Genomic DNA, 11,532 nt, shown 5'->3' with positions numbered 1-11,532 from the left:
GCTTCGAAAATTTCCGTTTACGGGACGGCCTCGGTTGAAGAATTGGAGAAAGCCGGTGCCTTTGAAAATTTGAAGGTCGCTCCTGAAATCACAGGCCGGCCAGCCGGTCCGAAAACGGAAACCGATAAAACGACGACTGCAAAGGAGAAGAAAGTGCCGTTCTACCAAAAGTACAACGTCTTGCTCTACTCCACCCTGTTGATCGTCTTCGGGTACATTTCCCAGTTCGTCAACGGGGAAGAAAACCTGATGACATCCCTCCTGTTCGTGGCAGCCATCGTCATTGGCGGATACTCGCTCTTTAAAGTCGGCTTCCAGAACTTGATACGCCTGGATTTCGATATGAAGACACTCATGACGGTTGCTGTCATCGGGGCCGCTTTTATCGGCGAATGGGCGGAAGCGTCCATCGTGGTGATTCTCTTCGCCATCAGTGAAGCATTGGAACGCTATTCCATGGACCGGGCCCGACAATCCATCCGTTCGTTGATGGACATTGCCCCGAAAGAGGCACTGGTTCGTCGAAATGGACAAGAACAGTTGATTTCGGTGGACGACATTGCCGTCGGGGATATCATGATCGTCAAACCCGGGCAAAAGATTGCGATGGACGGTATGGTGGTCAACGGCTACTCGGCAGTCAATCAGGCAACGATTACCGGTGAATCCGTGCCCGTCGCCAAAACGGTGGATGATGAAGTCTTCGCCGGCACGCTGAATGAAGAAGGTCTGCTGGAAGTTAAAATCACCAAACTGGTCGAAGACACGACCATTGCGAAAATCATTCACCTGGTCGAGGAAGCGCAAGGCGAACGCGCTCCTTCACAGGCGTTTGTCGATAAATTCGCCAAATATTATACACCGATCATCATGGCCGTTGCCGCACTCGTGGCCATTGTCCCTCCCCTCTTGTTTGACGCCAGCTGGGAAACCTGGGTCTACCAAGGGCTGGCTGTGCTAGTCGTAGGTTGTCCGTGTGCATTGGTCATTTCGACTCCAATTTCGATTGTATCCGCGATTGGCAACGCAGCGAAAAAAGGCGTTCTGGTAAAAGGCGGCGTGTACCTGGAAGAAATGGGCGCCATCAAAGCGATTGCGTTTGACAAGACCGGCACCCTGACCAAAGGGGTTCCCGTCGTCACGGACTTTGAGGTATTGAACAAGGATCTCAATGAAAAAGAACTGCTTTCCATCGTCACAGCGCTGGAGTATCGCTCACAGCACCCTCTTGCTTCGGCCATTATGAAAAAAGCGGACGCAGAAAACATTTCTTATTCTTCGGTCTTGGTCGAGGACTTCTCATCCATTACCGGCAAAGGGATTAAAGGGACCGTAGAAGGGATCACGTACTACATCGGCAGCCCGATTCTCTTCAATGAGCTGGGCGCCGCAAGTGCCGATAAGAACTTGGAACAAAACGTCACAGCTCTTCAAAATCAGGGCAAGACGGCGATGATCATCGGAACGGAACAGAATATCCTGGCGGTCATTGCCGTGGCAGATGAAGTCCGTGAATCCAGCAAGGAAGTCATCGCTAAATTGCATGAAATGGGCATCAAGAAGACGATCATGCTGACCGGTGACAACAAAGGGACCGGTCAGGCCATTGGCCAGCAGATCGGCGTCACCGAAATCCAGGCCGAACTGATGCCGGAGGATAAACTGAATTTCATCAAACGTTTACGAGCTGAATACGGCAACGTCGCGATGATTGGAGACGGCGTGAACGATGCTCCGGCACTCGCTGCTTCTACTGTCGGAATTGCCATGGGTGGTGCCGGAACCGATACCGCTATGGAGACCGCTGATGTGGTCTTGATGGGCGATGATTTGAGCAAACTGCCCTTCACGGTGAAGTTAAGCCGGAAATCCTTGAACATCATCAAAGCGAACATCGCGTTTGCCCTCGGCATCAAATTGATTGCGCTGCTGTTGGTCATTCCGGGCTGGCTGACCCTTTGGATCGCCATCATGTCCGATATGGGCGCTACCCTTCTGGTTGCGCTAAACAGCTTACGGCTGATGCGCGTAAAAGAGTAACGAAAAGAGCTTTCCAGCCTAATGGAAAGCTCTTTTCTGAAATACATACTATTGCTCAACCAGTCTAAAGCATAATTTTATTTAATTCTCGAGATAAAGGGTATGGAGTTTTAGAAGAGGCTTACCTGTCACGAAGCAGCATGTTGTTACTGCAGGCTCTCCTCTTGTGTAATAAAAAGAAGTAGAATCATCGTTTTATTCAATAACCAAATGCTGAAGGAGGAAACAGAAATGACTGAAGAAGCAAAAAAGGATATTGATCTATTGGTGATTGGAGCCGGATCGGGCGGCTATGTGGCGGCCATTCGTGCTGCACAGCTAGGGAAAAAAGTGGTGTTAGTGGATAAGGCCGAATTAGGCGGCGTTTGCCTGAACCGGGGGTGTATCCCTTCCAAGGCGCTGATCAGTGCTTCTGAACGAGTAAAACACATCCAACATGCCGGCTCCATGGGCATCAAGGTTTCGGGCGAAGTGGTCGTGGACATGCCGGAAGTTGTGAAATGGAAGGATGGCATCGTGAACAAATTGACGAGTGGAGTCCAGACCTTGCTGAAAGGCAATGGCGTGGAAGTCATTAGCGGGGTAGCTTATTTGACAGAATCCCATCAGGTAAAAATCAAAACCGTAGACGGAGAACAGCTTTATACGTACAAAGATCTGATTCTGGCAATCGGTTCCCTGCCGACCGAACTGAAAAGCCTGCCGTTCGATCAAGAACGGATTCTCTCATCAACAGAAGCTTTGACGCTCCAGGAAGTGCCGAAACATCTCGTGGTGGTCGGCGGCGGGTATATCGGATTGGAACTCGGAACAGCCTATGCCAAATTCGGGGCGAAAGTGACCATCCTGGAAGGAACGGATACCATTCTTCCGGGAACGGACTCAGCACTGACAAATGTGGTTAAACGTCACTTAAAAGATATGGGCATCACCGTCATCACCAATGCCATGGTCCAAGGCGGTGAAAATACAGGTGAAGAAGTCAATGTCCGGGTTCAAGTGGATGGCAAAGACGAGGTCATTAATGGCGATTACTGCTTGGTTTCCATCGGGAGAAAACCGAACACAGGAAACATCGGCTTAGAAAATATTGGTGTGGGACTTGATCAACGCGGGTTTATCAAGATAAATAACCAATGTCGAACCACGGTTGACCATGTGTACGCGATCGGTGATTGTGCAGGCGGTGACCTTCTGGCCCACAAAGCGAGTTATGAAGGCAAAATTGCGGCAGAGGTGGCAAGCGGCCAAAAAAGCGTCATTGATTTTCAAGCGATGCCGTTTGTTATCTTCAGCGATCCGGAAGTTGCGTATACCGGATTAACCGAAAAAGCGGCAAAAGAACAGGGCTATGAGACGGTTTCCAGTCGCTTTCCGTTCCAAGCGAACGGTCGCGCTTTATCCATTTCCGATGCCGATGGTTTTGTACAGATTGTGGCTGAAAAAGAGACCAAAAGAGTGTTGGGCGTCCAGATGGTTGGACCGGAAGTATCGTCCCTTATTGCCGAAGCGGTCTTTGCCATTGAGACCGGAGCGACTGCCGAAGACCTCAGCCTAACGATTCACGCCCACCCTACGTTACCGGAGCCACTGATGGAAGCTGCGGAAGGAATCATGGGACACCCAATTCATATGCTAAACAGAAAATAACTTATAGCGAAAACACATCGAGGCCGGTCTGCACATTCATAAGCGCAGGCCGGTTTGTTTTTATACGAGTATCTATGACATTCTGAAGTGATGATAAATCGAATAGATTAGCGAGTTCTCTCTTTTTTCAAAACGGAATTATTCGGAACAAAAAATCCACTTAATTGAAAGGATGCGAACTTCATGAAGATAGATAAGAACAATGCGTATATACCGGCACTCAAATACCGCTGGATGACCCGGTTCTACGATCCGTTAATTCAATGGGGGATGCAGGAAAAAAAGCTTAAAATGCATTTGGTCAATCAAGCAGCCCTTCAACCTGAGGAAGTGGTGATGGATCTAGCTTGCGGCACAGGAACCTTGGCGCTCTTAATACGGCAATCACATTCTCACGTTCAAGTGATTGGAGTCGATGCGGACCCGAAAATAGTAGCAATTGCGAAAGAAAAAATCAACAGAAATCAAACTAATGGAATTAGCTTCAAGGAAGGATTTTCTGACCGGCTTCCCTTTTCTAATAATCTGTTTCATCATGTCTTTACCAGTTTATTTATTCATCATCTGACGCTAGAGAAGAAGAAGGAAACTTTTGAGGAAGTTCGCCGGACACTCAAACCGGGCGGCCAATTCCATATTATTGATTTTGAGAAGCCGCAAAACGGTTTGATGCGTGTTGCATTCTTACCCGTCCAGTTGTTAGACGGGTTCGAGACCACTTCCCCTCATGTCAAAGGCATTATTCCGAATCTCTTGAAAGAAACCGGATTTGCTGCAATTGAAGAGACGGGGCAATTTCCAACCGTGGTCGGCACGTTACGGGCATACAGAGCTTTTAAGGCATAAAATTTTGATACTCAGCTACTTTCTTTCACCTTACGTACTTGCATTTTCTATATATCTATTTTCATTCAATTCACTTTGTAGTCATAAGGAACAAAACTTAAAAAGGGTATTAGAAAAGCGTTAGTAAAAGTACTTTAACAAATTAATAGGGAGAGAAGATGTGCTTGTAGCAACCTCTTCTCCTCCTTTGTATTCAGCAACTTCTGATAACTACTGATATGTAAACCGACTATACCTGAATCTTCTCTTGTGAATTCGATAGAATTCACAAGTTAAACGTGATTTACTTTTTCAGAAACCATTTAAAATTCTTGTTTCCAGAAGAATGAGAAAATGAATTAATTGAGTATGTCTCTTCTTCTTTTCTATAAAATAACTTCAATTTTAATAACCTTTAATTAACCAAGTGAAAGGATTTCAAACCGCTTGACCCTGTAGTTAGGTTTAGGGTTTATACTGTATTCAAAGGGAGGGAGAGAAGAAATGAAAATTGGTGAAGTAGCCAAGGCGGCCAACGTGAATATCGAAACCATTCGCTATTATGAGAAATACGGGTTAATTTCGGAATCTCCCCGAACCGATTCCGGTTACAGAATTTTCTTCGCTGAAGTCATTGAAGACATCCGGTTTATCAAGAGAGCACAAGGCTTAGGATTTAGCCTCGAAGAAATCAAAAAACTTTTATCAGTCTCGAGAGAACATGAATTTCATGCAGAAGAAATGCATCATTTTATGATGAACAAAGCAGAAGAAGTAGAAGTTAAGATTCAAGAGTTAAAAAGTATGAAAAATTTATTGGAAGACCTGGCAGGAAAGTGCCCTCGTTCGAAGGTCGCTAAAGACGAATGTCCCATCATTCAAAAACTTGAAGGAGTGAATTAAGAATGGCTAAAAGACGAGTTGAAATATTTACAGCAGGGTGTTATTTATGTGATGACACGGTACAGCAAGTCAACGACCTGGCTTGCGATAATTGTGAAGTTACTGTTTACGATTTGAATAAAGGCTGTGAAACGAATGAATGCCGGGAGAAAGCAAAAGCTTACGGTGTTCAAACGGTGCCGGCCGTTGCAGTTAATGGCGAATTAGTAGACTGCTGCAAGGACACAGGAATTGATATGGATTCCTTGAAGAAGGCCGGAGTTGGAAAATCCGATTCGTAAATTTAAATCAAGCGTCAATTTTTAAAAAAGCATCCAATCTACAGTATTGTAGATTGGATGCTTTTTAGCTAAGTAAATATTAAAAAATACAGATTTTTCTACTTAACAACCAGCCGGTGCACCGACCATGACCAGACCCGATTGTTCCCCTTGTTTTTCAAAATCTAATGTTAAGCTGTCTGATGCATCTTTTGCTTCAACAGCAATTGCCATCCGGATGCCGTTGATGTCCAGTACTTCATCTGTTGCTTCTGGTGCATCCAGCGACAGGCCGATTTGCGGTCCGCAGCACCCAGCTACTGCGTGAATCCGCATGCCTTCGGCTTTCTGCTCTTCCAGAATCGATTGGATGTATTGTTTGGCTTCATTTGTGATCATCATAGGTTGTACCTCTCCTTTTGGATTCATTTTCGGTTTTAATTCTATCATTCATTAGGCTTCTGGGAAAATCCGCTGAAGGGATTCCTTCAAAGGCGGTTTCACATTGATTTTCTCGCGAACGGATTTCGCCTGCGCTTCCGCTTCTTCGATACTATTGGCTTTGCCGATGGATAATAGCGTACCGATGGCCACCGTGCCGGTCCGGTTGCTGCCGCCTGCACAGTGGAAATAGATTTTCTTGCCGTCGTTATAGGCGTCCACCACTTGATCGATCGCTTTCTTGACCGATTCATCCTGCTGGTCGTCGGAATCATCCACGATCGGGCTGTGGACCCGGAGGTATTCGTACTCGCCTTCGGTCACTTCTGCCCGCAAATCCACCACAAGGTCAACCTGTTCCGTGTTGACTGCATCCTTGGCATCCGCTGCGCCGCCAATGAAAATGCGGTCCTTTACCAGTTCCTGATAATTTTTGCTCATTGTGCTTCCGCCTTTTCTGATAACGTTTGGCTCCAGTCGATGATTTCCTGGCCTTCGAGGTGACGTTCGGTGTCCATTGCCGCCATGCACCCGGATCCGGCTGCGGTAATCGCTTGGCGATACCGTTTGTCCTGAACATCGCCGCAGGCAAAGATGCCTGGAATGTTTGTTTCCGTTGTGCCTGGCACGATCTGAATATAGCCTGTTTCATCGGTGTTAATTTGCCCGTTCAGGAAAGCCGTGTTCGGCGTGTGGCCGATGGCGACAAAGATGCCGTCCGTTTCAATAACCTCTTCGGCCTCTGTCTCGCCGTTCAATACTTTCAACCCGGTCACTTTCGTTCCGTTGCTGATGACTTCAACCGGTGTGTTGTTTAATTTCCACGAAATCTTTTTGTTCTGTCTGGCACGGTCCTGCATGATTTTGGACGCCCGCAATTCATTGCGGCGATGGACGATGACCACTTCATCTGCAAACTTCGTCAAGAAGCTCGCTTCTTCCATGGCCGAATCGCCTCCGCCTACGACGATGATCTTTTTCCCGCGATAGAAAAAACCGTCACAGGTCGCGCAGGTGCTGACGCCTGAACCAATGTTCTCGGTCTCCCCCGGGATCTGCAGGAGTTTAGCCGAAGCACCGGTTGATAGAATCAGCGCTTCCGTCACCACTTCACCTAAGCCGCTGACCTGTAATTTAAACGGCTGCTGGGAGGCATCCACTGCCGTCACCCAACCGCTTTTGAATACGGCACCGAAACGTTCCGCTTGTTTGCGCATGTTGTCCATCAATTCCGGGCCCATGACCCCATCGACAAAGCCGGGGAAGTTCTCAACTTCGGTTGTCAGCGTCAATTGTCCGCCCGGCTGATCGCCTTCAATAATAAGAGGATTCATGTTGGCTCTTGCTAAATAAATCGCTGCCGTCAATCCGGCAGGTCCTGTTCCTAGAATGACTACTTTATGCATATTGATTCCCTCCAACGGGTTATAGGATGAATTCTTTCAACTGGGTGTAGCCGACTTTTTCTTCCTGCAGCCAGGGGATCACAGCGCATTTTGGCGCCAGTTCTTCGTCCACTTTTTTGATCCATTTCTTCTCGGAACGTGCCCGGCCGCGTAAAATCGGGTCTGTCGTTTCCGTGGCGTACAAGCTTTGGTTGATGACCCACCATTTGGGCTCGATCTGGGCGCGCTTCAAGTCCTCTTGCAGCCGTGCCGCTTCGAGTACGGGCGTCGCTTCCGCCAGCGTCACGATAACGACGCCGGTTTCTTGCGGATTGCGCAAACGCGGCAACAGCTTCTTCACGTTTTCCGGCACGTCCCCGGTCGAACGGCTCATCTCTTTGTGGTAAGCTTCCGTCGAATCCAGCAACAACAATGTATGGCCGGTCGGGGCCGTATCAATCACAACAATTTCGTTCTCCGATTTCTCGACGACCGCCGCAAATGCCTGGAATAACGCGATTTCTTCCGTACAAGGCGACTCCAGATCTTCTTGCAGATAAGCCAATTCTTCTTCGCTCAGTCCGGTTCCGGCATTGGCAAGAACCGTCTGTTTGTAGCGTGCGACTTCGATTTCCGGGTTGATGCTGCTAATGGACAGGTTGTCGCGTGTTTCACTGCCTGCAAACGTATAGTCCAAATGGGCAGCTGGGTCTGTCGTGGTCAAATGGACGCGGTGTCCTCTTTCAGACAATCCGACTGCAATGGCTGACGCAATCGACGTTTTGCCTACGCCGCCTTTGCCCATTGTGAAAATAACACGGGTATTTTTTTCTGCGAAATCCTCAATCACTTGGTTCAACCCCGGAAGAGCTAACGCTTCTTCGTCTGTCTCTTCCAGTTCAACTGTTGTGATGGCATACGAACTGAATAGGTGCCGAAGATTTTCTATACCCGTCAACGAATACGATACGAATGGCAGCGAGAAGGTCATCACTTGCTTTAACGCTTCCGGTGTTTCCTGTAAAGCTAAGCGCTGTCGGCTATAGAATGCGGTCGATACGGCATCTTCCGGCTGGTGCGTCTGCAGCAGTCCGTTCACAATCAGCAACTGGTTCCGGATGCCAATCTCTTTCAGTTCCGCAGAAGCCCGGTCCGCTTCAAACAACGACGAGTTGTCCGGACGCGCAATCAATAACAGCGTCGTCTTTTCCCGGTCGGAGAGGGAGGCAACCGCTTTGGCATACATCTCTTTCTTTCCTTCTAACCCGGCCAGCGGCCCCAAGCAAGAAGCCCCATGTGTGCTTTCATTCAGGAACCCACTCCATGCCGTCGGCAGCTGCAACAGCCGCAGTGTATGGCCTGTCGGTGCGGTATCAAACAAGACATGATCGTATTGCGTCAAGATGGTTTCGTCCGCCAACAGGTGGGAGAATTCGTCAAAAGCCGCAATTTCTACGGTGCAAGCGCCGGACAACTGCTCTTCCATGGTTGCCAACACCGCATCCGGCAGTTTTCCACGGTAAGGGCCAACGACGTTTTCCTTGTAAGCCCGGGCAGATTCTTCCGGATCGATGTTGCACGCAAATAGATTTGAAACGCTTGGAATGGCCATCGGTTCATTCGTCAATGCGACTTCCAACACGTCTTGGAGATTGGATGCGGGGTCCGTGCTGACCAACAGCACCTTCTTCCCTTGATCGGCAAGTGCCACGGCCGTGGCGCAAGCTGTCGACGTTTTGCCGACACCGCCTTTTCCGGTAAAGAACAAGAACGGCGTCAAGGGCATCTTTTTTGGATTGAACAGTGAATACATGTGCTTCTCTCCTTTAGTTGCCAAAATTAACGGACACGCGAACCCGTGGATTTTCCTGCAATTCGGCTGGTGCGGTTCCGGACCATTCAGCCAGCTCTTCGTTTGTCGGATACTCCGCCACTTTGACGACTTCCCCGTCTACCAGCACTAGCGGAAGTGATTCCGGCCCTTTCTCAACCAACACTTGGTTGACGACCTGATTCTCTACAAATGCACTTGGATCGTTCGTCAAATTGTAACGGGTAATTTCAAAGCCCTTTTTCTCGAGCGAATAAACCGCAGAAGCGATGCGCGTTAAATCTGGGTCTACAACGGGACCGCAGACGCCTGTCGAACAGCACATGGCCGGGTCAAAGATTTCAATTTTTTTCATGACAGATTCCTCCATTACGATAGTAGAATATGCTAATGTTCTATTGAGAAAGAAAGCCGGACACAAGGTCACGGCTCTTTTTTTACTTCCCTGTTTCGGCGAATTGTCGGATGCGTTCGCCCATTTCATCACGGACGCTTTGGAACACGGCCCATTTTTCTTCTTCTGTTCCTTCTGCTTTTGCCGGATCCACAAAGCCCCAGTGATCGCGCTTTACATGAGGAGGCGTCATTGGACACTTGTCTGCAGCATCGCCACAAAGCGTGACGACAAAGTCCGCATTGTTCAGGATGTCCGTGTCGATGATATCCGATGTTTGATTGGAGATGTCGATGTCCACTTCGTTCATCGCCTTCACCGCGTTCGGGTTCAAGCCATGCGCTTCAATCCCAGCGCTCAATACTTGCCACTCGTCTCCAAGAATTTCTTTCCCCCAGCCTTCCGCCATTTGGCTACGGCAAGAGTTACCTGTGCAGAGGAAATACAATGTTTTTTTCGTCATGATAAAAACTCCTTTTTGAATTCTATATTTTTTCTAGAGAATCAATAACCATAGATACAGCCCGATGAGTGTTGACAGAAGCACCGGAACCGTCAGGATAATCCCGACCTTGAAATACGTTCCCCAGGAGATTTTTACGCCTTTGAGCGACAACACATGGAGCCACAGCAACGTGGCCAGGGAACCGATCGGCGTGATTTTTGGTCCCAGATCCGATCCGATGATGTTCGCATAAATGAGTGCTTCGCGAATGGTTCCGGACGTTTGCGTTTCGGAAATGGCGAGCGCGTTGATCATTACGGTTGGCATATTGTTCATCACCGATGACAGGATGGCAGCGATAAAGCCCATCGAAATCGTGGCGACGAACAAGCCTTGCTCTGCTGCCACTTGGATGACGTCCGCAAGCACACTCGTCAAGCCGACATTGCGGAGCCCGTAAACCACAACGTACATGCCGAGTGAGAAGAAGACGATGTTCCACGGCGCGCCGCGTAAAATGATCCGTGTCCGGACCGCCGGACTTTTCTGCGCCATCAGTAAAAAGAAGATGGCGATGATGCCCGCCACAATCGAAACCGGAACGCCGATGAATTCGCTGGAGAAATACCCGACAAGCAGGATCACCAGAACAAACCAGGACAGACGGAACATCTTATGGTCTTTGATGGCCTCATTCGGTTTTTTCAAGTTTGTGACATCGTAATTTTTCGGAATATCCTTACGGAAGAACAAATACAGCACCAAGATACTGGACACTAAGGCGAATAGGTTCGGCACGATCATACGGGACGCGTATTCCACAAACCCGATGCCGAAAAAGTCAGCCGAGACAATGTTCACCAGGTTACTGACGACCAACGGCAAGGATGTCGTATCGGCAATGAATCCACTGGCCATGATAAACGGAAAAATCATTTTTTCCGAGAAATTCAAGTTTCGGACCATCGCCAGAACGATCGGCGTCAAAATCAGGGCTGCCCCGTCGTTCGCAAACAAGGCCGCCACAAAAGCACCAAGGATGCTGACGAAGACAAACATGCGCACGCCGTTCCCTTTTGCAATTTGCGCCATGTGAAGCGCTGACCATTCGAAGAGGCCGATTTCATCCAAAATCAACGAAATGATGATGATGGCGATAAAAGCAAGTGTGGCATTCCACACAATTCCAAATACATCTTGTACATCTTGAAAATCAACGACTCCAACCAGCAAAGCAAGTACTGCCCCCCCAATAGCTGACCACCCAATCGAAAGATTCCGTGGCTGCCAGATGACGAGTACCAGTGTGAGGAGGAAGATCACGGATGCTAAAATTCCTTGTACCATTTACTTCCCTC

At 48.4% G+C, this 11,532-nt stretch carries 12 protein-coding genes; 5 read left to right on the top strand and 7 right to left on the bottom strand.

All coding sequences use genetic code 11. The annotated features are described in order from the left end of the window. From IRE19_RS17150 to IRE19_RS17130, 5 genes are all read left to right on the top strand, one after another. On the top strand, positions 1–2,040 hold a 2,040-nt coding region (locus IRE19_RS17150), incomplete at its 5' end, for a heavy metal translocating P-type ATPase (protein WP_203341329.1). Positions 2,041–2,271: 231 nt separating this feature from the next. Then, positions 2,272–3,690, top strand: coding sequence for a dihydrolipoyl dehydrogenase (gene lpdA / locus IRE19_RS17145; RefSeq protein WP_203341328.1), 1,419 nt, complete (start codon positions 2,272–2,274; stop codon positions 3,688–3,690). A 183-nt stretch (positions 3,691–3,873) separates the two neighbouring features. Beyond that, positions 3,874–4,536 (top strand): class I SAM-dependent methyltransferase, encoded by a 663-nt coding sequence (locus IRE19_RS17140; RefSeq protein WP_203341327.1) that lies wholly within the window; start codon positions 3,874–3,876, stop codon positions 4,534–4,536. 483 nt (positions 4,537–5,019) lie between these two features. After that, on the top strand, positions 5,020–5,418 hold the full coding sequence (locus IRE19_RS17135; RefSeq protein WP_101803168.1) for a MerR family transcriptional regulator: 399 nt from the start codon (positions 5,020–5,022) through the stop codon (positions 5,416–5,418). Positions 5,419–5,420: 2 nt separating this feature from the next. Further along, entirely contained in the window at positions 5,421–5,699 is a 279-nt protein-coding gene (locus IRE19_RS17130) for a thioredoxin family protein (protein ID WP_101803167.1), read from the top strand. A gap of 102 nt (positions 5,700–5,801) precedes the next feature. Here IRE19_RS17130 and IRE19_RS17125 read toward each other — a convergent pair whose 3' ends face one another. The 7 genes from IRE19_RS17125 to IRE19_RS17095 form a co-directional block, all read right to left on the bottom strand. Then, the gene (locus tag IRE19_RS17125) at positions 5,802–6,080 is read right to left on the bottom strand and encodes an adhesin (protein WP_101803166.1); all 279 of its coding nucleotides are present in this window, start codon (positions 6,078–6,080) and stop codon (positions 5,802–5,804) included. 51 nt (positions 6,081–6,131) lie between these two features. Further along, on the bottom strand, positions 6,132–6,560 hold the full coding sequence (locus IRE19_RS17120) for a protein-tyrosine phosphatase family protein (protein ID WP_101803165.1): 429 nt from the start codon (positions 6,558–6,560) through the stop codon (positions 6,132–6,134). Continuing rightward, complete coding sequence (gene trxB, locus IRE19_RS17115; RefSeq protein ID WP_203341326.1) at positions 6,557–7,525, bottom strand: thioredoxin-disulfide reductase; 969 nt, start codon at positions 7,523–7,525, stop codon at positions 6,557–6,559. Before trxB ends, IRE19_RS17120 begins: the two co-directional genes overlap by 4 nt. 19 nt (positions 7,526–7,544) lie before the next feature. Next, on the bottom strand, positions 7,545–9,317 hold the full coding sequence (gene arsA, locus IRE19_RS17110) for an arsenical pump-driving ATPase (protein ID WP_203341325.1): 1,773 nt from the start codon (positions 9,315–9,317) through the stop codon (positions 7,545–7,547). A gap of 13 nt (positions 9,318–9,330) precedes the next feature. Beyond that, positions 9,331–9,690 (bottom strand): arsenite efflux transporter metallochaperone ArsD, encoded by a 360-nt coding sequence (gene arsD, locus IRE19_RS17105; RefSeq protein WP_149457020.1) that lies wholly within the window; start codon positions 9,688–9,690, stop codon positions 9,331–9,333. Between the two features lie 82 nt (positions 9,691–9,772). Then, positions 9,773–10,192, bottom strand: a complete 420-nt coding sequence (arsC, locus tag IRE19_RS17100) for an arsenate reductase (thioredoxin) (protein WP_149457019.1) — start codon at positions 10,190–10,192, stop codon at positions 9,773–9,775. A 33-nt stretch (positions 10,193–10,225) separates the two neighbouring features. Continuing rightward, the gene (locus IRE19_RS17095; protein WP_149457018.1) at positions 10,226–11,521 is read right to left on the bottom strand and encodes an arsenic transporter; all 1,296 of its coding nucleotides are present in this window, start codon (positions 11,519–11,521) and stop codon (positions 10,226–10,228) included. Positions 11,522–11,532: the final 11 nt, after the last annotated feature.

The organism is Planococcus beijingensis, assembly GCF_016820615.1.
Taxonomy (GTDB): Bacteria; Bacillota; Bacilli; order Bacillales_A; family Planococcaceae; genus Planococcus; species Planococcus notacanthi.
The sequence above is the reverse complement of the archived record's forward strand: the minus strand, read 5'-3'. Positions and strand labels throughout refer to the sequence as shown.